Origin of the sequence: Aurantimonas sp. A2-1-M11 (genome assembly GCF_036549475.1) — a bacterium.
Lineage (GTDB): Bacteria > Pseudomonadota > Alphaproteobacteria > Rhizobiales > Rhizobiaceae > Aurantimonas.
This window is the reverse complement of record NZ_JAZHLI010000014.1, coordinates 51,952-72,116: the sequence shown is the minus strand read 5'-3', so window position 1 is coordinate 72,116 and position 20,165 is coordinate 51,952. Positions and strand designations below refer to the sequence as shown.

Sequence of the window (20,165 nt, the reverse complement as noted above, 5' to 3'; positions counted from 1 at the left end):
ATTCATTATCTTTACGACAGCAGTAAGTTTTCCTACAGTGAGCCATGCGAACCCTGACACTGCGCCAGCTCCGCTCGATCCAGGCGATCAACGAGCACCGTACCATCGCCGCCGCCGCGCGCCAGCTTGGTCTGACGCCGCCGGCCGTCACCCTGCAGGTCAAGCAGCTGGAGGACGATGTCGGGCTGGCCCTGTTCGACCGCACCCATGACGGCATGCGCCTCACCGCCGCCGGTTCCGCCGTCCTCGGCGCCGCCAACGCCATCGAGACCACCTTGCGGGCGCTCGCCGACGAGATCCAGGCGATCAAGGGCGTACGGTCCGGCACGATCCGGCTCGGTGTGGTCTCCACGGCGAAATATTTCGCGCCGCGCCTGATTGCCGCCTTCCGTCAGGAATTTCCCGACATCGAGATCCGGCTGATCGTCGGCAACCGGCTGGTGATCGTGGAGGAGCTGCGTTCCTATCGCCTGGACATCGCGCTGATGGGTCGCCCGCCGGTCGGATTTCCCGTGGAGGCGACGGTGTTCGGCGACCATCCGCTGGTGATGATCGCGCCGCCGGGCCATCCCCTGGCCGGGGCGCGCGAGATTTCCCGCGAGCGGCTGCTGCAGGAGACCATCATCATCCGCGAGCCCGGCTCCGGCACGCGGTCCTCGCTGGAGATCTTTTTTGCCGACTATCCGGACGCGCTGGAGACGCGCACGGCCGAGATGGGCTCCAACGAGACCATCAAGCAGGCTGTGATGGCCGGGCTGGGGATCGCCTTCATCTCCGCCCACACCGTCGCCTTCGAGGTCGAGACCGGGCGGCTGGCGATCCTCGACGTGTCGCACATGCCGATCCGCCGGCAATGGTTCGCCGTCAGCCGCAAGGAGCGCATCCCGGCGCCGGCCGACATCGCCTTCAAGGATTTCCTGGTGCAGCGTGGCGCGAGCCATCTGCCGCTGCTCGATCGCCTCTATCCCGCCGACGCGGTCGAGGCGGGGGCGCGGTCGGCAGCGGGCGTGGCCGGAACGACGCCCTCCCCTGCCTGAATCCCAGCGCTCAGAAGAAACCTGCGGCAGGCGGCTGGACCAGCGCGGCGCGCCGCAGCGCGGCCAGATCCGCCGAGCCGGTGCAGAAGCAGGCGATCCGCAGCTGCGCGATCACCTGCCGGAAATGCGCCACGGCAGCTTCCGGCGATTCGTCGGCGCTGCCGAGCGAGGCGGCGGCCTGGCCCGCGAGATCGGCGCCCAGGCGGATGGCCTTGGCCGCATCCAGCCCGTCGCGCACGCCGCCCGATCCGATGACGATGGTGTCGGGACAGGCGGCCCGCACGTCGACGATCGCCCGCGCGGTGGAAATGCCCCAGTCGGCAAAGGCCAGCGCCGTGGCGCGCCGGGCTGCGTCCGGCGACCGTTCGGCCTCGACGGCCGCCCAGCTGGTGCCGCCCGCGCCGGCAACGTCGATGGCATGGACGCCCGCATCGACAAGCCGCCGCGCGACGCTTGCAGAGATGCCCGCCCCGACCTCCTTGACCACGATCGTCAGCGTCTGCGCCAGTTCGCCGATCGCCGCCAGGACGCCGCGCCAGTCCGTGTCGCCGCCCGACTGCACCGCTTCCTGGAGCGGGTTCAGATGGACGATCAGCGCGTCGGCGTCGATCATGTCGACGGCCCGGCGGACCTCGGCGAGGCCGTAGCCGAGCACGAGCTGCGCGGCGCCTACATTGGCGAGGATCGGAATGTCCGGCGCCGCGTCGCGCAACTGCCGGTCGAGCCCGCCCGACGCGCGGCCCTCGATGGCGATGCGCTGCGATCCGACCGCAAGGGCGATGCCGAGGGCCTGCGCCGCTTCGGCGAGATTCCGGTTGATCCGCGCGGCCCGCTCCGGTCCGCCGGTCATGGAGGAGATCAGCAGCGGTGCCGCGAGCCTTCGGCCGAGGAACTGCGTGGACAGGTCGATGTCGGCGAGCGAAATCTCGGGCAGCGCGACATGTTCGAAGACGATCTGCGCAAAGCCGCTGTCGGCCCGCCGGGCCGCGAGCGTGGGATGCAGCACGATGTCGAGATGATCGCTCTTGCGTGCGGCGATGTCGCCGGCCGCCGGAATGTCTCTGGGTATGCCCAATTGACCCTATGTCCTATCGTCGCAGATTGCGAAACCGGCCGAACCCCGGTCGTCGCGTTTGCCGCTGATCGTGTTAGCATCAGTTGCTAGGTTACGTGTAGCCAATGACCCGTGACACAATGCCAGAATCGAAGGCGATCATCCCGGCATGACGTTCAATGACATCGACGGCTCCAGGAACGAGGCTTCGGCCATGATCGACAGGATCGAGGCGCGGCTGGAATTCCTGGTCCCCCGAGCCCTGCCCGGCCAGACCGGGCTCGACGCGGCGATCCGCCAAAGCGTCCTCGCCCCGGGCAAGCGCCTGCGACCGCTGATGACCGCGCTCGCCGCAGGCGACCTCGGCGGCGATGTCGACGTGGCCATCGACGCCGGCTGCGCGGTGGAGATGGTCCACGCCTCCTCGCTGATTCTCGACGATCTGCCCTGCATGGACGATGCCGCCATGCGCCGTGGTCGGCCGGCGACGCATGTCACCCACGGCGAGGACGTCGCCGTCCTGTCGGCCATCGCCATCCTCTCCGGCTCCTATGAGATGCTCGCCAGGGTGGAGGGGCTGTCGCCCGCAGCCAGGCTCGAGGCGGTGACGGTGCTCACCCGCGCCGTCGGCGTGGAAGGCCTCGTCGGCGGCCAGTTCGCCGACCTGCGCGGCGGTCGCGATGCGCGCCCGCTGCATGAGATCGCCGCCACCAACGGCCGCAAGACGGGCGCGCTTTTCCTGGCCGCAGTCGAGATCGGCGCCATCGTCGCGGGCGCCGGCGAGACGACCCGCGCGCATCTGCGCGGATTTGCCACCGAACTCGGCCATGCCTTCCAGCTGCTCGACGATCTCCTCGACGGCGGACAGAATCCCGGAATGATCGGCAAGGACGTCAACAAGGACGCCGGCAAGTCGACGATCGTGTCGATGCTGGGCCGCCCGTCCGTGGAGCATCGCATCGAGCGGCATGTCGAGGCGGCCCATGGGGAATTGACTGCGGTGTTCGGCGCCTCCAGCCGCCTGCACCGGCTGACCGACGCCATCGTCGCCCTGCCGGGCCGTAGCGGCGCAGATGCGTCGGAACAGGCCGCGACGCAGCTGCGCGAACAGGAAGCCGGCGTGCGCTAGAACGCCGCGGCGTTCCGACTTGCCGCGCGGCGTCTTTTGCACGACCTAGATCTTGAGGCCCGAAGGGGCCGAGGCGAAAGGACCAGACCCTATGCAACTCGACGACTGGCCGGTACTGGCGGCGATCGCTTTCGTGGTTTTCCTGGGCATGGAAATCTTCGCCTGGGCGGCGCACAAATACATCATGCATGGCTGGGGCTGGGGATGGCACGAGTCCCATCACGAGCCCCGTGAGGGTCTGTTCGAGAAGAACGACCTCTACGCCGTGGTCTTCGCGGTGGTGGCGATCGCGCTGTTCGTCGTGGGCGGCTTTGGCTACCCGGTGGTCACCGCCATCGCGACGGGCATCACGCTCTACGGGCTGTTCTACTTCATCGTCCATGACGGGCTGGTGCACCAGCGCTGGCCGTTCCGCCACATCCCGCACAAGGGTTATGCCAAGCGGCTCGTCCAGGCCCACCGGCTGCACCATGCGGTGCAGGGCAAGGATGGCTGCGTGTCCTTCGGCTTCCTCTATGCCCCGCCGGTCGACCAGTTGAAGACCCAGCTCCGCGGCAAGGGAACCGTCGCCGCCGAACGCGGCCGCGGCAAGGATCGCGACGCCGGCACGGCCCACGGCTGACGGCTGACGGCTCGGTACAGGTCTGGAGCGTCCTGCAGGACGCACGGCACTCCGGACGATCAGTCGGTCGAGGCTGTGGCCCGCGGCCGGGTCCAGAGCGCATCGGAGCGCGCCGGCAGGCCGCCCCGCCGCGCCAGCGCTGCCTTGGCCGCGCCGCGTGCCACATGGCCGAGCTTCTGCCGGCGCCCGGTCGACACCCGCGCATCCCAGGCGTCCGCACCGAGCGCCTTCACCTGCATGCCGATCTCCCGATAGACCCCATGCGCCGTCGCCACGGCCCAGGCCGAACGCGGCGGCAGAGCGCGAAGTCCGAAGAAGGCCGAGGCGTAATAGGGTTCGGCCAGATCGATCAGCCGGTTGGCGACCAGCGAAACCACCGGCCGCTGCCGCGGATCGGCCAGATCGCCCGGCCTGAGATCGGCGTCGGCCAGCCATTCGGCCGGCAGATAGACGCGGCCGGCGCGGGCATCCTCGACGATGTCGCGCGCGATATTGGTGAGCTGGAAGGCGATACCCAGATCGCTGGCGCGGTCGAGCGTCGTCTCCTCGTCGGCCCCCATCACCATGCTCATCATCACGCCGACACAGCCGGCGACATGGTAGCAATAGGCCAGCGTGTCGGAGACGGTCGCATAGTGCCGCTCTTCCACGTCCATCCGGTAGCCCTGCAGGTGCTGAAGCAGCAATTCCTGCGGCAGGCCGTGACGGGCCGCGACGTCGGCGACCGCGCGAAAGCTCGGATGCGAGGTCGGCTCGCCGCGCAGCGCCGCCAGCGTCTCGGCCTCCAGCAGCGCCAGCCGTTTCTCGCCCGAGGCCGGCGTGGCCAGCGGCCGCCGGGCAAAGCCCATCACCTGCCCGTCGATGGTGTCGTCGCAGTGACGGCACCAGGCGTAGAGCATCATGGCGCTGCGCCGGGTCTCGGCATCGAACAGCTTCGCCGCGGCCGCAAAGCTCTTCGAGCCCTTGGCAATCGTGTCCTCGGCCATGGCCGCGAGGTCGGCGCGGGCCGCCGGGTCGAGGGGCAAGGCGATCGGTGGGGAAACCGACATTCTCAGGCGCTCGAATCGGCGATCATCAGGCCGGCCGTCGCCTTGGCCGAGCCGACGACTCCCGGAACGCCGGCGCCCGGATGGGTGCCCGCCCCGACGAAATAGAGATTGGGAATGTCGGCATCGCGGTTGTGTGGCCGGAACCAGGCGCTCTGGGTCAGCACCGGATCCAGCGAGAAGGCCGAGCCCACATGGGCGTTGAGCTCGTCGCGGAAATCGAACGGCGTGAAGATGCGGCTGGTCACGAGGTCGGCCTTCAGATCGGGAATGTAACGCGCTTCTAGATAGTCGAGAATCCGGTCCCGGTATTTCGGTCCCTCGACCTCCCAGTCGATGTCGGAATTGCCCAGATGCGGAACCGGAGCGAGGACATAATAGCTGCCCGCGCCGTCCGGGGCCAGCGATGGATCGGTGGCGCAGGGGCTGTGCAGATAGAGCGAGAAGTCGCCAGGCAGTTCCCCGCCCTTGAAGATCTCGTCGATCAGCGGCCGGTAGCGCGGTCCGAAGCAGACCGTGTGATGCTGGAGCTCCGGCCGGTGGCGGCGCAGGCCGAAATAGATGACGAAGAGCGACATGGAAAAGCGCCGCGACCGCAGGCGCTTGGCCTCCTTCTCGCCGCGGCGCGTGCCGGCCATGAGCGTGCCGTAGGTGTGGACGACGTCGGCGTTGGAGGCGATCCGGTCGGCCTCGAAGCGGCGTCCATCCTTCAGCACGACGGCCTTCGCCCTGTCGCCGTCCACCTCGATGCGTGCGGCCTCGGCCGACACCTCGAACCGGCCGCCGATATCCTCGAACAGTTTGACCAGGCCGCGGACCAGCGCGCCGGTACCGCCGCGCGGAAACCACACGCCCCATTCGCGCTCCAGTGCATGGATGAGCGCATAGATCGAGGAGGTGGCAAAGGGATTGCCGCCGACGAGAAGCGAATGGAAGGAGAAGGCCTGCCGCAGCTGCTCGTCCTGGATATACTGCGCGACCTTGGAATAGACGCTGCGCCAGGCCTGCAGCCGCGCGAGCTGCGGGCCGGCCTTGACCATGTCGCGGAAATTCAGGAACGGCACCGTGCCGAGCTTCTCGTAGCCCTCGTGGAACACCTCCCGCGAATAGGCGAGGAAGCGCCGGTAGCCCTCGACGTCGGCCGGGCTCTTCGCCCGGATCTGCCGATCGAGCTCGTCCTGATCGTTGGCGTAGTCGAAGCTGTAGCCGTCTTCCCAGCACAGGCGGTAGAACGGCTTGACCGGTAGAAGCTCGACATAGTCCGACATGGTCCGGCCGGCGGCAGCGAACAACTCATCCAGCGCCGACGGATCGGTGATCACCGTCGGGCCGGCGTCGAAGACGAAGCCCTGATCCTCGTAGACATAGGCGCGCCCGCCCGGCTTGTCGCGCTTCTCCAGCAGCGTCGTCTGGATGCCGGAGGCCTGCAGACGGATCGCCAGCGCCAGGCCGCCGAAACCGGAGCCGATGACGATGGCCGTGCGGGCGCCCGCCCTTGAGCCGTTGGACGTGCCGGTCATGCCAGTTCCCCTGTCAGTCGGTGCCTTGCCAGCACCTTGAGTGCGTTACCGAAAGGCACTGGTGGCCGTCCCGTCACGATGCGCAGCTTGTCCAGCCGGGACAGCTTTGCCGCGTAGAAGCGGGCGATCAGTCCGTCGGGCAGGCGATGGAAATGCTGCAGGATCTCGTAGCGCTGCGACGGGACCCCCGCGAAGAACAGGAGGCGGTTGAGCATGCGGAAGAAGCCGCGCTCGCGCCATGCCGCCACCGAATGCGCGCGCGTCGCGGCAAAGACCCCAGCAGCCGACAGCTCGGGCAGCCCGGCCAGGCGATCGGCCAGGCGCACGGCGTCGGGCAGCGAATAGCCGGTGGTCGGATGGAACAGTGCCGCCGCGAGCCCGGTCGACGGCACTTCGCCCTTGCCCGCCCAGAAGGCCTCGATGTCGCCGTCCAGCGCGATCGGCAGCACGCCGCGTTCCTCGCGAATGATCGCCTTCGCTTCCCAGCCATGGTGGGCGAGATAATCCGCGATCGAGGATCGCAGCCGGTCCTCGGCCAGCGCCGGGCCATCGGCGTAGTAGGTGTCCTCGATCAGCAGCCGGGTCGCCGTCAGCGGCAGGACGTAGACGAAGCGATAGCCGTCGGCCTGCGTCACCGTCGCATCCATGATGATCGGCCGCGACAGCCCGTGCGGCGCGGCGAGCTCGATCTCCTGGCCGAGGAATTTCTGGAAGCCGAGCGTCAGATGCGGGCTCGGCGCATGGCCGCGGCCATCGATGACGCAGCCGGCCGAAATCTCCCGCCCGTCCTCCAGCGTGATCGTCGTCGGCGTCAGCGTGTGGACCGGCGCGCCGGTCTCGATCCGCTCGCCGAGTTCCGCCTCGATCACGTCGCGGAACCGGTCGGACGAAACGCTGCGATAGCCGGTGGGGATCTGTCGCTGTCGATGGGGAAACCGCACGTCGTATGCGTCCCAGCCCCACGCCACGAAGGGCGCCAGCCACTCATGTTCGCCCGCGCTCAGGTCGCCGGCGTGGAACGACCAGGTATGGTTGCCGCCGACGGTGTCGCCCGCCTCGAAAATCCGGATCGACAGCTCTGGCCGCGACCGGGCCAGCCGATAGGCGGCGAGGCCGTTGGCGAGGCCCCCGCCGACGAATGCCACGTCGATCAGCCTGTCGTGCCGTTGCACGCCGTTCATATGCTGCTTTCCCCAACGAGCCCGGCACGCGTGCCGCAGATCACATCCTCGATGATGTCCGTCGCGCGCATCGTCCCGGACGATTCCCGGATGTCCCGGCCGATGCGTTGCGCTGCCTCGCGGAAACTAGGCGTTGTCAGCAGCCGCTCAAGCGAATTGCGAATCCGGGCGCGGGACAGAAGGACGCGGGGCAGGCGCTCGCCGACGCCATGGTGCACGATCCGCGCGGCGATACCGGGCTGGTCGAAGGCGATCGGAACGGCGAGCATCGGCACTCCTGCCTCCAGGCAATCCAGCACCGTGTTCATGCCGGCATGGGTGACGCAGATCGCGGCGCGGGAGAGCATGGCCCGCTGGGGCAGGAAATCGGTGACGATATCGGCGTCGATGCGCGCGGCCTGCCGTCCGTCCAGCCGGCCGCAATGGGCAACGACGCATTGTGCACCCAGATCGCGGCAGGCACCGGCGACCGCGCGGAATATCCCTGCGCGGTGACCCTGCAGCGTGCCGAGCGAGGCGAAGACCAGCGGTCGGTCCGGATCGAGCCGATCGTCGAGACCGGCCGGCAGGCTGGGCGGGCCGTCGTCAGGCGGGCGGATCGGCCCGACGGCATGCCGATGCGGGTCTGCCGCGCGCGGAAAGTCGAATCCCGGAACGAGTTGCGAGATCTGGGCGCGGGGCGACAGGCAGTCGGCCAGCGTGGCGCGCTGGGCAAGGCCGAAGCGCGCCGCCCAGCCGGCGATATTTCGCCGCTGCGAGGTCATCAGCAGGTTGGCGACGCATTCGCCGCCGCGATTGCGCTTCAGCCCCTTGTCGCTGGGATCGTATGGCCACCCCAGGAAGGGCAGCGGGACGGTCGGATCGGCATGCACCGGCAGGGCGGCGGCCACCGAAACGAAGGGCAGGCCGAGATGGTCGGCGACGAGGCCGGCGGCCGGCTCCATCTGGTCGCCGACGATGGCGGTCGCGCCGATCTCGCGCAGGATGTCGGGGGCGATACGGCAGAGTTCGTCGGTCAGGCCGGCGGCATCGGAGACCGTACGCAGGATGCCGAGCGGACCGTTCGGCCGCGCCGCCCGGGCGATGATCGCGGCAAGCCGGTCCGGGCCGCCCTCGCCCGCCTCACGGATAGCGATTCCCGCAGAAGTCTTCGCAGCAAGGAGCGTGCCTGCGCCGGCGTTGACGACGAAGGTGACCCGGTGTCCGCGCCGGACCAGTTCCGCGCCGAGGACGGCGAAGACTTGCAGATGGCTGTAGTAAGGTGGGCAGATCAGCGCGAAGTGAGCCATCGGCGCGGAATCGCGTGCGGTTCTGCTTGATTGTCGACAGAATTGCGGCACCTTGTCTCCCAGTCCGGCAGATCGCCGGGCCTGCAAGATCGCCCGCCCCGCCTGCTACCACGTTTCAGCCCCATGCCATCCATGCCACTTCCGGTCCCAGACGCCAACGCCGCCACGACGGACCGCGACAACCGCGCACGCCATCCTGGCCACCCGGCGGGCCGGCCTTGAGCGACACGGGCCTTTCGGCGCCCCGGCAGCCGGGCGCCGGCTTCATGGCGACCACGGCCGGGCAGATCGTAGCCATCCTCCTGATCGTCCTGGCCATGGTTGCGTGGCTGACGGCCCTGGGTCGCCCGCTCGTCTGTCCGTGCGGCAACATCGAATTCTGGCAGGGCGACCTGTCGCCGGAGGAGAACAGCCAGCAATTCTCCGACTGGTATTCCGGGCTTCACGTCGTCTTCGGCATGGCGCTGTTCGGCTTCATCACATGGATGAAGCCGCATTGGTCGATCGGTGCGAAGCTGGTCATCGCGATCGCCTCCAGCGCGATGTGGGAAGCGATGGAGAACACGCCCTTCCTGATCGCCCTCTTCGCCGTATCGCCTGATGCGCCCGACTATCGCGGCGATTCCATCCTCAATGCGGCCGGTGACACGATCTTCGTCGTCGCAGGCTTCCTGGCGGCCACCAGCCTGCCGGTCTGGGCGAGCGTACTCCTCGCAATCGCCTTCGAGGTCGCCATCAGCCTGGCGATCGACGACGGCTTTGTGATCGGGACCCTGCGACTTCTCGGCGTGCCGCTCTAGCCGGGGCCGGAACGGGTGCCGGTCAGCCGCGTGACAGCCGTGCAGCCCGCCGCGCGCGCGCCTCGTCGGCCGCATCCAGCTTGACCTGCGGCAGCCTGGTCCGCCAGTCCGTGCCGGTGATGCCGACGACGCGGTTGCCGCGGAAATCGGCCTCCGCCGTGATCAGGCCGCGCTCGGCCATGAAGGACAGGAGAAACCGCCCGCGCGACGGCGAATGGCTGCCATAGGCGTGGGCGAGTGCTTCGTCCCCGGGACATTCGGCTTCCTCGCGCGCCGCGCGCGCCAGCATCATGAAGACGCCCTGCATCTCCTCGGGCAGTTCGCCGGCGCGATCGACCACACCCTGCCATTCCTCGTCGTCGGTCTCGCTGGAAACCCCGGCGCGGGCCAGCGACAGACGACGGCGAAAGGCCGCCATGTCGGTCTCGGCGCCGCGAAGACGCTTCAGCCGGCAATGGGTCAGGAAGTCCTGATAGAGCACCGGCACCGGCCGGAAGGCGGCATCGGGGTCCTGCAGCATCTCGGCGAAGATCGCGTCGACTGCGGCGGCGCGATCTTCCGGCGAGCGTGGATCGTCGTCCACCGGCTCGTGGCGCTCCGACACCGACGGGGCAGCGGCGACGCGCTCCAGCAGCTCGCGCGTGGCGATGGCAGCCGCAGTGCCCTCGATCCGCGATGCCGCATGGGGCTGCGGCCGCTCCATGGCGCGGCGTTCAGCGACCTTGTCCTCCTCGGTGGCGGTGAAGATCAGGTCCTCCATCGCCTCGCGCGGCGTTTCCGGCAGCGGCATCAGCGACGGCCGCCCGCTGCGGCCCGCCGTTTCCACCGGCCCGATGCGGATCGGCATCGGCCGCCGCGACAGGGCAGGCCCGAGCGCGACGAAATTGCCGGTCTCCAGGTCGCGGAAACGCTCGGCGGCGCGGCGGTCCATGCCGAGGAGATCGGCGGCACGCTGCATGTCGATGTCGAGAAAGGTCCGCCCCATCAGGAAGTTAGAGGCCTCGGCGGCGACGTTCTTGGCCAGCTTGGCCAGGCGCTGGGTGGCGATGACGCCGGCCAGGCCGCGCTTGCGGCCGCGGCACATCAGATTGGTCATGGCGCCCAGCGAGGCGCGCCGGGCTTCCTCGGAATGCTCGCCCGACATGGCGGGGGCGAAGAGATGCGCCTCGTCGACGGCGATCAGCATCGGATACCAGTGCGCGCGGTCGGCATCGAACAGCCCGTTCAGGAAGGCAGCCGAACACATCATCTGCACCTCGGCATCGAGCCCTTCCAGATCGAGGACCACCGAGGCGCGATGCTCACGGATGCGCCGCGCGATCCGCGTCAGCTCCGCCGGGGTGCGATTGGCATCGACGACGACATGGCCATAGCGCTCGGCCAGGGAGACGAAGTCGCCTTCCGGGTCGATCACCGCCTGCTGCACCCAGTCCGCGCTGCGCTCCAGGAGGCGGCGCAGAAGATGCGACTTGCCGGAACCGGAATTGCCCTGGACGAGCAGGCGCGTCGACAGCAGCTCCTCGAGGTCGAGCTCCGCCGGTTCGCCGGTTTGGGTCGTGCCGAGATCGACGGCAACGGTCATTGCAGGCCTTTCGGTGCTGGCGATGTCGTGAGCGACCGCCCGCCATGACGGCGCGGTCCGGTCGTCGGGGGACGAGAGGCGAACCTATCACGCGCGCCCCGGCGGGAGTCGAGGCGACGACCGCCTGTCCACAGGCTGGCGTCCCCTTTCGCCCGGCGCCGGCCGCCGCGCTGCCCGAAAGCCGGACTACAGACCGTTCAGAGCCACTTGTCGTAGTCCGATACCAGCAGCAGCATCGGATCCTCGTCTTCCTCGATTTCGGAAAACCGGCCGAGCGGCTCGCGAAAGACATTGTCGGTGAGATCGTCGTTCACCGTCGAGACCTCGCCGATCAGGACGTCGCCGCCCTCGCCCCAGAAGGCGTGCCAGTTGCCAGGCAGCAGCGTCACGCTCTCGCCCGGCGCCAGGGTCAGGACGCCGCCCGCAGGCAGCCGCCGGGTGATGCCGTCGGTCACGACGGTGACCCCGGCGCTCTCGTCGACGGAGCCGTCCGGCGCGCTCTCGTGCATCTGCAGCGCCAGCCGGGCGCCACCGCGATTGATGATGTCCTCGGCTTTGACGATGTGGCGATGCATCGGCGAAAGCTGGTCCTGCCGGGAGATCATGATCTTCTCGGCATAGAGCATGCCGCGGCCGGCCTTCAGGTCCGCCGCGTCGCCGTTGCGCACGGTGAACAGGAACAGCCCCAGCCGGTCGTAGTCGCCCTTGCCGTAATCGGTCACGTCCCAGCCCAGCCGGCGGTCGACGATGGTCGCGAGTTCGCCCCGGCGTGCCTTCATCTCGGCCGGCGAGAGATAGGCGAATGGCGGCATGGCATAGCCGAAGGAGCGGATGTAGGAATCCGCCTCCCGCAGGATCTCGTTGACGCGCGAGCGCTTCATGCCGGCCTCCCGCCCGCCGCTGCGGCCGGATCGACCAGGATGATCCGGCAATCGTTGACATTGGTGTGGGTGGGGCCTGGCACGAAGAGTCCGCCGATGGCCTCGAAGAACCCGGTCGAATCGTTCGCCGTCAGGGCTTCAGGGGCGTCGATGCCGGCCGCTGCCGCCTTGGCCAGCGTGCCCGGCAGGACAAAGGCGCCGGCCGGATCGCTGGCAAGGCCGGTGCCGCCGTCCGTGCCGTCGGTGTCGCCCGACAGGGCCACGATGCCGGGAGCACCGTCAAGCGCGATCGCCAGCGCCAGCGCATATTCCTGGTTCGGCCCGCCGCGACCCTCGCCGCGGATCGTCACCGTCAGCTCGCCGCCCGACAGGATGGCCACGCGGTCGTCTCCCGTGGCGGCGTCCAGCGCCATGCGCGCGTGGTCAGCCGCCACCTCGCGCGCTTCCCCTTCCACATCGGCCCCCAGGCTGACCACCCGGTAGCCGAGGCGTTCGGCCGCGCGTGCCGCCGCCTCGATCGACGCGGCCGGGGTCGCGACGATCCGGTATTCGGCGCGGGCGAAGACCGGATCGCCCGGCTTCGGCGTCTCGTTCGCCGGATCCTCGAGCGCGGCGCGGCAGGAGGCCGGCAGGTCGATCGCGCGCCTGGCGATGATCGCCCGTGCATCGGCCAGGGTCGTCGCGTCCGGTACAGTCGGGCCGGAGGCGATGACGCTCGGATCGTCGCCGGGCACGTCTGAGATCGCCAGCGTCACGAGCCGGGCCTCACCGCAGGCATCGGTCAGCCGGCCGCCCTTGATCCGCGACAGATGCTTGCGCACGCAATTGATCTCGCCGATGCCGGCGCCACTGCGCAGCATTGCCTTCGTCACTGCCTGCTTGTCGGCCAGCGAAACACCGTCGGCCGGCAGCAGCCAGTTCGCCGAGCCGCCTCCGGAGATCAGCGCCAGGACGAGATCGTCCGCTCCGGCGGATTCGGCGAGATCCACGACCCGCGCGGTTGCCGCCAGGCCGGCGGCGTTCGGCATCGGGTGTCCGGCCTCCACCACCGGGATCGGCCCTGCGTGGAGGGCGTAACCGTCGCGGGTCACCGCGATGCCGACGAGGCGCTCGGCAGGAACACCATGGGTCTGCGTGTAGTGGGCGACGGCGGCGGCGGCCATCGAGGCTGCGGCCTTGCCGGCGGCAAGCACGACGATGCGGCCGGGTGGCGGCGGCGGCAGGTGCGCGGCCAGCATGCTCTTGGGATGCGCCGCGGCGACGGCCGCATCGAAGATGCCCGTCAGTTCCTCCAGCGATCGTCTCTCATCCATGCCGTCCCCTCCCTTGTGCTGTGGCGGCATCCATAACAGAAGAACGCCGCGGCGAAAGCGCGTCGTGGCCGACGGCAAAGCAGAGTTGGGCATGAAGAAAGCGGAGCGGAAACGCCCTGCAGCGCTGGCAAAATGGTCGCAGAGGCCTACCCTACCATCGCTGCGGCGACCATCTCCGGTGCATCGAAGACACGGAACAAGTTGAAGGCAGAGCCATGTTCGAAGGTTTCGACCCGGTCCTTCTGGCGCGCATCCAGTTCGCCTTCACCGTCTCCTTCCACATCATCTTTCCGGCCTTCACGATCGGCCTCGCCTCATATCTCGCGGTGCTGGAGGGTCTGTTCCTGGCAACCGGCCGGGCGATCTACATGGAGACCTTCAACTTCTGGGTGAAGATCTTCGCGCTCAGCTTCGGCATGGGCGTCGTATCGGGCATCACCATGAGCTACCAGTTCGGCACGAACTGGTCGGTATTCTCCGACAAGACCGGGCCGATTCTCGGCCCGCTGATGGCCTACGAGGTGCTGTCGGCCTTCTTCCTCGAAGCCGGCTTCCTCGGCATCATGCTGTTCGGGCAGAAGCGCGTCGGCCCCAAGCTGCACTTTGCCGCCACCCTGGTCGTGGCGGTTGGAACCTGCTTTTCCGCCTTCTGGATCCTCTCGGTCAATTCCTGGATGCACACGCCGGCAGGCTACGGCATCAACGATGTCGGCCAGTTCGTACCCGAGGACTGGTGGGCGATCGTCATCAACCCGTCCTTCCCCTACCGCCTGGTCCACATGGTGCTCGCCGCCTATCTCACCACGGCCTTCGTGGTCGGTGCGGTTGCGGCCTTCCATCTGCTGCGCGACCGCGGCAATGCCCATGCGCGACTGATGTTCTCGATGTCCCTTTGGATGGCGACCCTCGTCGCGCCGATGCAGATCGTCGCCGGCGACTTCCACGGCGTGAACACGCTGGAGCACCAGCCCGCGAAGATCGCCGCCATCGAAGGACATTTCGAGACCAACAGGGACGGCTCGATGCCGCTGACCCTGTTCGGCATCCCCAACATGGAGACGGGGCGCACCGACTACGCCGTCGACGTGCCCTATCTCGGCTCGCTCATTCTCACCCATTCGCTCGACGGCGAAGTGCAGGGCCTCGACGCCTTCCCGCGCGACGAATGGCCGAACGCCACCATCGTGTTCTGGAGCTTCCGGGTGATGGTGGCGATCGGCTTCGCCATGCTGGGCATCGGCCTGTGGTCCCTGTTCAAGCGCTATCGCGGTTCGCTCTATTCCAGCACGTGGCTGCAGCGGGCGATGCTCGCCATGGGACCCATGGGGTTCGTCGCCGTCGTCGCCGGCTGGATCACCACCGAGGTCGGCCGCCAGCCTTTCACTGTCTATGGCCTGCTGCGGACCTCCGAGAGTCATTCCCCGGTCGCCGCAGAAGCGGTCGGCACCTCGCTTGTTGCCTTCATCGTTGTCTATTTCCTGCTGTTCGGTGCCGGAACATTCTACATCCTGCGCCTGATGGGGAAGGCGCCGACACCGTTCGAGGAGGACACGCCGCCGCATCAGCCCACGCGGTCGGCGGGCATCACGCCGTCGCCTTCGCTCGAAGGTCGCGATACGCCCGAACCGGCGAAGAGCTGAGGGAGACAGGACCATGGATCTCGCCGTCCTCTGGGCATTCATCATTGCCTTTGCCGTCATCGCCTACGTCATCCTGGACGGGTTCGACCTCGGCACGGGAATCCTCTTTCCGCTGCTGGGGCGCCACGAGAACCGCGATACGGCGATGAACACCGTGGCGCCGATCTGGGACGGCAACGAGACCTGGCTGATTCTGGGCGGCGGCGGCCTGTTCGCGGTGTTCCCGCTGGCCTACGCGATCATTATGCCGGCGATCTACGCACCGATCATTGCCATGCTGCTGGCGCTGATCTTCCGGGGCGTCGCCTTCGAGTTCCGCTTCAAGACGGTGCGGGGCCGCTGGATGTGGGACGTGTCGTTCTTCATCGGCTCCGTCGTGGCGGCACTCAGCCAGGGCATCGCCCTCGGCACGCTGGTCCAGGGCATCGACGTCGATGGCCGCGCCTATGCCGGTGGCTGGTTCGACTGGCTGACGCCATTCTCGCTGATGACCGGCGTCGCCGTCGTCGTCGGCTATGCGCTGCTCGGCGCCACCTGGCTGGTGATGAAGACCGAGGGCGAACTCCATGACATCGCCAAGCGCTTCGCCTGGATCGCAGGGGTCGGGACGCTGGCGCTGATCGGCGTCGTCAGCCTGTGGATGCCGTTCCTGGAAGCCGAGTTCTATTATCGCTGGTTTGGTTTCCCTCAGCTCCTCTACGTTGCACCGGTGCCGGTGATGGTGGCGCTGGCAGCCTTCAGCCTGTTCCAGTCGCTGGCCGCCGGCAAGGAGATACGGCCGTTCCTGTCGGCGCTGGCGATCTTCGTCCTGTCCTTCGCCGGGCTCGGGATCACGTTCTATCCCGACATCATCCCGCCCCACCTGACCATCTGGGAAGCTGCAGCGCCGGACGCCTCGCTGATCTTCCTGCTGGTCGGGGCGTCGGTGCTGATCCCGCTGATCCTCATCTATACCGCCTATTCCTACTGGGTCTTCCGCGGCAAGGTCCGCGAGGGCGAGGGTTATCACCATTGAAGACGCCCCAGGACGGCCGCCCCGATGCAGACCGTGAGACACCGGGCAGCCTGAAGGGCCGGATTGGCTGGTTCATCCTCCTGTGGCTCGGCGGCGTCGCCGCGGTCACCGCGGTTGGATATGCCATCCGCCTCGTGCTGATCGGCTGATCAGAGCGCCAGTTCCGGCACGGTCTGGCGCACCAGCGCCATGTCGGCATGAAAGGCCCGTCGTTCCTCGTCCTGCGAGACCTTGTCGGGCAGGCGCAGGATGTAGGACGGGTGCACCGTGACGAGGGCCCGGGTCCCGTCATCCAGGTCGATCAGCCTGGAGCGCGCGTCGCGGATCGTCACCGTCTTGCCGAGCACGGCGGACGCCGCCGTCGCGCCCAGCGCCACGATCAGCTTCGGGCGGATCAGCTCGCGCTCCAGGTCCAGCCACCATCGGCAGGCGCGGATCTCGCCGCCATTCGGCTTGGCATGGATGCGGCGCTTGCCCCTCGGTGCGAACTTGAAGTGCTTCACCGCATTGGTGACATAGGCTAGGCTGCGATCGATCCCGGCCTCCGCCAGCGCTGCATCGAACACCTTGCCGGCCGGGCCGATGAAGGGCTCGCCCGCAATGTCCTCCTGGTCTCCGGGCTGCTCGCCCACGAAGATCACCGGCGCGTTTTCGGGGCCGCGCCCGAACACCGTCTGGGTCGCCGGCTCCCAGAGCGGACAGGCCCGGCAATGACTGGCAGCGTCGCGCGCCTGCGCAAGCGATGTGAGACGCGTCTCCGCCTTCTTGGCCGCCATGTCCGGCTGTCCGGTCTTCGCGCGCTCCATCTGGCGTTCGTGGCGAAGGCTCGGCAGGGTCGGCGCCGTCTCGATCATCCGGCGCGAGGCGGCCTCCGCCCCGGCAATCAACGGCTTGATTAGCGCCGTCTCGGGCATGTTTGCCCAGTATTTCTTAGGCATCTCGGCCCGCATGGCGTTCACCTTCAGCCGCGCCGGATTGAAGATCGAGGCGTAGTAGGTCAGCCACAGGGCTTCCATGTCGTCGCCATCCGGCCGCATGTCCCGGGTCGCACCGGGCAGGAAGGACAGGTCGCTTCCGTCCCAGTGGACGCTGCGCTCCGGCGTCAGGATGGTCCAGACCATGCCCGCGAACCGTCGGGCGAAGAATGGCGCGGTGTGCTCGACCACATGGTGGAACGGCTCGAACCAGGCGACGAAGTGGCGCGCGCCCTTGCCGTCCTCGACCTCGCGGAACCGCACGAAGGCCTTCATCTTGTGGCTGTCGCGCCGGACCGCCTTTTCCATCTCCGTCGCCCGCAGGATGTCCGGGTCGGACGCGATTTCCAGAAGCGTCCTCTCCCGCTGCAGCCGCCACAACAGGCGATAGGCGAAGACGAAGCGGTCGCCGTCGGCATGGCAGACGAGCTTGGCGGTGAGGCCCGGAAAGGCTTTCGGCACGGTCGGCTGCGGCGCGTCCGACGGCGCGGGCGGCAACGGCTCGGCAAACAGGCCGGCCGTCTCTTCGCCGATCATGAAACTCATCTCTTCGGGCGGCACGCCAAGCGCCAGCGCCGTGCGGCACGCCACGCGCCAACCGTCGAAATCGGCGGGGAAGGAGAGACGGGCAGAATACATGGGGACCTGGATCGCCTGCGGGGACGGACTAAACCTGCTGGCCAGCGAGACGGTTCCGACACGGCCGACGAAGCGGCGCGCCCGCACTGCCCGGGCTTGTCGTCCAGCTCAGAACAGTTCGAGTTGCGCCGACCGCCGGGCCTTGGGTACGAACCGCTCCCGTAACCCCGCGCTGTCGGTCGCAGCACCCGGCGACCAGTCGAGCGCCTCGATGAAGGGCCGCACCTTGTCGACCGACTGGCAGAGCCGGGCGACGTCGTCGAGGCGCAGCGTGCGGTGGCGCCGTGTCGAGAGGATGCGGTTCACCGCCCGCGTGCCCAGCCCCGGCACCCGCAGGAGCATCTCGCGATCGGCGCGATTGACGTCGACCGGGAAACGTTCGCGGTGCTTCAGGGCCCAGGCGAGCTTGGGATCGATGGCCAGATCCAGCATGCCGGCGTCGCCGCCGGCAACGATTTCGCCCCGGTCGAAACCGTAGAAGCGCATCAGCCAGTCAGCCTGGTAGAGCCGGTGCTCGCGCATCAGCGGCGGCTTGCCGAGCGGCAGCCGGCTGGAGGCGTCGGGGATCGGCGAGAAGGCCGAATAATAGACCCGCTTCAGGCGGTAATTGCCGTAGAGATTTTCCGACCGGCCGAGAATGGCATCGTCGTCCGACCCGTCGGCGCCGATGATCATCTGGGTCGACTGACCGCCGGGGGCAAAGCGCGCCGGCCGGGCCCGGTCGCGCTTCTCGCCCTTGTGTTCCTCGATCTTGGCGCGCAGATGCCCCATCGACCGGCGGATGTCGCGGGGCTTCTTCTCCGGGGCGAAGGCCTCCAGCGTCACATCCGTCGGCAGTTCGATGTTGATCGACAGGCGGTCGGCGAAGAGACCCGCCTCCTCGATCAGCGCCGGCGCGGCGTCGGGGATCGTCTTCAGGTGGATATAGCCACGAAAATTCTCCTCCAGCCGCAGCTTGCGGGCGATCCGCACCATCTCCTCCATCGTGTAGTCGGAGTTGCGGATGATGCCGGAGGAAAGGAACAGCCCCTCGATGTAGTTGCGCCGGTAGAAGGACATCGTCAGGTCGACGACTTCCTGTACGGAAAAGCGCGCCCGGGGCACGTTGGACGACGAGCGATTGACGCAATAGACGCAGTCATAGACGCAGAAATTGGTCATCAGGATCTTGAGCAGCGAGATGCAGCGGCCGTCCGGCGCATAAGCGTGGCAGATGCCCGAGCCCTCGGTCGAGCCGATACCGCCGGATTTCGCCGAGTCGCGGCGGGTCGATCCACTGGACGCGCAGGAGGCGTCGTATTTGGCGGCGTCCGAGAGGATCGCCAGCTTGTCGATGAGCGTGGTCTTGGCCATCCCGCCTGTATAGCGTTCTCGGAATGTTCCGGCGAGGGGCCGGTGGCCGGACAGCCTGCTACAGGCTGTCGCAGGGCAGACCGTATGCCGAAACGACGACGGCCGGGCGAAGGGCCCGGCCGTCTGGTTCTGTGATGCGGTTTGACGCTCAGTGCGACTGCGCCTTGGCGACCGCGCGCTTGGTGACGACCTTGACGAGATTGGCCCGGTAGTCCGACGAGCCGTGCAGATCGGACAGCATGTCGCTCGGATCGACCGACAAATCGTCGATCGCCGCGCCGTCGAAATTCAGCGACAGCGCCTGTTCTGCCGGTTCCCAGCGGAAGGTGCCGTTCGAGCCCGCGCCGGTGACTCCCACCTTCACGCCATTGCCGCGCTTGGCGACGAAGACGCCGCACATGGCATAGCGCGATGCCGGGTTGCGGAACTTCTCGTAGCCGCACTGCTCCGGCGCCTCGAAGGATACGGCGGTGACGATCTCGTCCTCTTCCAGCGCCGTCTCGAACAGGCTGACGAAGAACTCGTCGGCCGGCATCTCGCGCCGGGAGGTGTGGATGGTCGCGCCCAGCGCCTTCAGCGCTGCCGGATAGTCCGCCGCCGGATCGTTGTTGGCGACCGAGCCGCCGATCGTGCCCATGTGACGCACGGCCACGTCGCCGATCAGGCCGGCCAGCGCGGCAAAGCCCGGGCAGGCCGACCGGATGCCGTCATGCCCGGCGATCTCGCCATGGGTCGTGCCGCCGCCGATGCGGATGTCACGGCCGTTGACGGTGATGCCCTTCAGCTCGGCGACATGGCGCAGATCGACCAGGGTCGACGGCGCGGCCAGGCGCTGCTTCATGGTCGGGATCAGCGTCATGCCGCCGGAGAGGAACTTGCCCTCCCCGCCGCTGTCGCCGACCAGCCGGATGGCCTCGTCGATGGTCGTGGGGCGATGATAGGTGGTCTCGTACATCCTGGTCTCCCTTGGCGCCGGGCCGCGCCTGTCGTGAATGGCGCGGGCCGCACGGCGCGGCTCAGTCGAAGGCGGGACCGACGGTCCCGGAAGAAAGCCGGCGGCCGGTCGATGGCCGCCGGATGAACGGGTCGC

Annotated in this window: 18 protein-coding genes; 7 read left to right on the top strand and 11 right to left on the bottom strand. The window is 68.2% G+C overall.

Going from position 1 to position 20,165, the window contains the following annotated elements:
- The first annotated feature begins 44 nt into the window (after positions 1-44).
- On the top strand, positions 45-1,037 hold the full coding sequence (locus VQ042_RS08970) for a LysR family transcriptional regulator (RefSeq protein ID WP_331818332.1): 993 nt from the start codon (positions 45-47) through the stop codon (positions 1,035-1,037).
- A 10-nt stretch (positions 1,038-1,047) separates the two neighbouring features.
- Here the strand turns inward: VQ042_RS08970 and fni are convergent, their stop codons facing one another.
- Complete coding sequence (gene fni, locus VQ042_RS08965; protein WP_331818330.1) at positions 1,048-2,112, bottom strand: type 2 isopentenyl-diphosphate Delta-isomerase; 1,065 nt, start codon at positions 2,110-2,112, stop codon at positions 1,048-1,050.
- A 148-nt stretch (positions 2,113-2,260) separates the two neighbouring features.
- Between fni and VQ042_RS08960 the strand changes: the two genes are divergently transcribed.
- Positions 2,261-3,220 (top strand): polyprenyl synthetase family protein, encoded by a 960-nt coding sequence (locus tag VQ042_RS08960; protein ID WP_331818328.1) that lies wholly within the window; start codon positions 2,261-2,263, stop codon positions 3,218-3,220.
- Positions 3,221-3,311: 91 nt separating this feature from the next.
- A complete protein-coding gene (locus tag VQ042_RS08955; protein WP_331818326.1) occupies positions 3,312-3,842 on the top strand; it encodes a sterol desaturase family protein in 531 nt (176 codons plus the stop codon).
- Between the two features lie 59 nt (positions 3,843-3,901).
- On the opposite strand, the gene VQ042_RS08950 is transcribed toward VQ042_RS08955, so the two are convergent.
- Genes VQ042_RS08950 through VQ042_RS08935 form a run of 4 tightly spaced genes read right to left on the bottom strand, consistent with a single transcriptional unit; the run spans position 3,902 to position 8,878 of the window.
- Positions 3,902-4,891 carry a phytoene/squalene synthase family protein gene (locus VQ042_RS08950; protein ID WP_331818324.1) on the bottom strand — a complete coding sequence of 330 codons (990 nt, stop codon included), beginning with the start codon at positions 4,889-4,891 and terminating at the stop codon, positions 3,902-3,904.
- A gap of 2 nt (positions 4,892-4,893) precedes the next feature.
- Positions 4,894-6,408 carry a phytoene desaturase gene (locus VQ042_RS08945; protein ID WP_331818322.1) on the bottom strand — a complete coding sequence of 505 codons (1,515 nt, stop codon included), beginning with the start codon at positions 6,406-6,408 and terminating at the stop codon, positions 4,894-4,896.
- Positions 6,405-7,589: a lycopene beta-cyclase CrtY gene (gene crtY / locus VQ042_RS08940; RefSeq protein WP_331818320.1), complete on the bottom strand. Its 1,185-nt coding sequence runs from the start codon at positions 7,587-7,589 to the stop codon at positions 6,405-6,407. The genes VQ042_RS08945 and crtY overlap by 4 nt, the downstream gene beginning before the upstream one ends.
- Positions 7,586-8,878 carry a glycosyltransferase gene (locus VQ042_RS08935; RefSeq protein WP_331818318.1) on the bottom strand — a complete coding sequence of 431 codons (1,293 nt, stop codon included), beginning with the start codon at positions 8,876-8,878 and terminating at the stop codon, positions 7,586-7,588. Before VQ042_RS08935 ends, crtY begins: the two co-directional genes overlap by 4 nt.
- 218 nt (positions 8,879-9,096) lie before the next feature.
- Between VQ042_RS08935 and VQ042_RS08930 the strand changes: the two genes are divergently transcribed.
- Positions 9,097-9,678 carry a DUF2585 family protein gene (locus VQ042_RS08930; protein WP_331818316.1) on the top strand — a complete coding sequence of 194 codons (582 nt, stop codon included), beginning with the start codon at positions 9,097-9,099 and terminating at the stop codon, positions 9,676-9,678.
- Between the two features lie 22 nt (positions 9,679-9,700).
- Here the strand turns inward: VQ042_RS08930 and VQ042_RS08925 are convergent, their stop codons facing one another.
- The 3 genes from VQ042_RS08925 to VQ042_RS08915 form a co-directional block, all read right to left on the bottom strand.
- Positions 9,701-11,260: an ATP-binding protein gene (locus VQ042_RS08925; protein WP_331818314.1), complete on the bottom strand. Its 1,560-nt coding sequence runs from the start codon at positions 11,258-11,260 to the stop codon at positions 9,701-9,703.
- A gap of 197 nt (positions 11,261-11,457) precedes the next feature.
- Positions 11,458-12,141 (bottom strand): D-lyxose/D-mannose family sugar isomerase, encoded by a 684-nt coding sequence (locus VQ042_RS08920; protein WP_331818312.1) that lies wholly within the window; start codon positions 12,139-12,141, stop codon positions 11,458-11,460.
- The gene (locus VQ042_RS08915; RefSeq protein ID WP_331818311.1) at positions 12,138-13,454 is read right to left on the bottom strand and encodes a glycerate kinase type-2 family protein; all 1,317 of its coding nucleotides are present in this window, start codon (positions 13,452-13,454) and stop codon (positions 12,138-12,140) included. Before VQ042_RS08915 ends, VQ042_RS08920 begins: the two co-directional genes overlap by 4 nt.
- Positions 13,455-13,669: 215 nt before the next feature.
- Between VQ042_RS08915 and VQ042_RS08910 the strand changes: the two genes are divergently transcribed.
- Genes VQ042_RS08910 through VQ042_RS08900 form a run of 3 tightly spaced genes read left to right on the top strand, consistent with a single transcriptional unit; the run spans position 13,670 to position 16,258 of the window.
- Positions 13,670-15,094 (top strand): cytochrome ubiquinol oxidase subunit I, encoded by a 1,425-nt coding sequence (locus VQ042_RS08910; RefSeq protein WP_331818309.1) that lies wholly within the window; start codon positions 13,670-13,672, stop codon positions 15,092-15,094.
- Positions 15,095-15,107: 13 nt separating this feature from the next.
- On the top strand, positions 15,108-16,109 hold the full coding sequence (cydB, locus tag VQ042_RS08905) for a cytochrome d ubiquinol oxidase subunit II (protein WP_331818307.1): 1,002 nt from the start codon (positions 15,108-15,110) through the stop codon (positions 16,107-16,109).
- Positions 16,106-16,258 carry a DUF2474 domain-containing protein gene (locus VQ042_RS08900; RefSeq protein WP_331818305.1) on the top strand — a complete coding sequence of 51 codons (153 nt, stop codon included), beginning with the start codon at positions 16,106-16,108 and terminating at the stop codon, positions 16,256-16,258. The genes cydB and VQ042_RS08900 overlap by 4 nt, the downstream gene beginning before the upstream one ends.
- Here the strand turns inward: VQ042_RS08900 and VQ042_RS08895 are convergent, their stop codons facing one another.
- The 3 genes from VQ042_RS08895 to VQ042_RS08885 all read right to left on the bottom strand — a co-directional run bounded on the left by VQ042_RS08895 (position 16,259) and on the right by VQ042_RS08885 (position 20,030).
- Positions 16,259-17,722, bottom strand: coding sequence for a UdgX family uracil-DNA binding protein (locus VQ042_RS08895; RefSeq protein ID WP_331818303.1), 1,464 nt, complete (start codon positions 17,720-17,722; stop codon positions 16,259-16,261).
- Positions 17,723-17,830: 108 nt separating this feature from the next.
- Positions 17,831-19,075: a putative DNA modification/repair radical SAM protein gene (locus tag VQ042_RS08890; RefSeq protein WP_331818301.1), complete on the bottom strand. Its 1,245-nt coding sequence runs from the start codon at positions 19,073-19,075 to the stop codon at positions 17,831-17,833.
- Positions 19,076-19,223: 148 nt separating this feature from the next.
- Complete coding sequence (locus VQ042_RS08885) at positions 19,224-20,030, bottom strand: FAD binding domain-containing protein (protein ID WP_331818299.1); 807 nt, start codon at positions 20,028-20,030, stop codon at positions 19,224-19,226.
- Between the last annotated feature and the right edge of the window lie 135 nt (positions 20,031-20,165).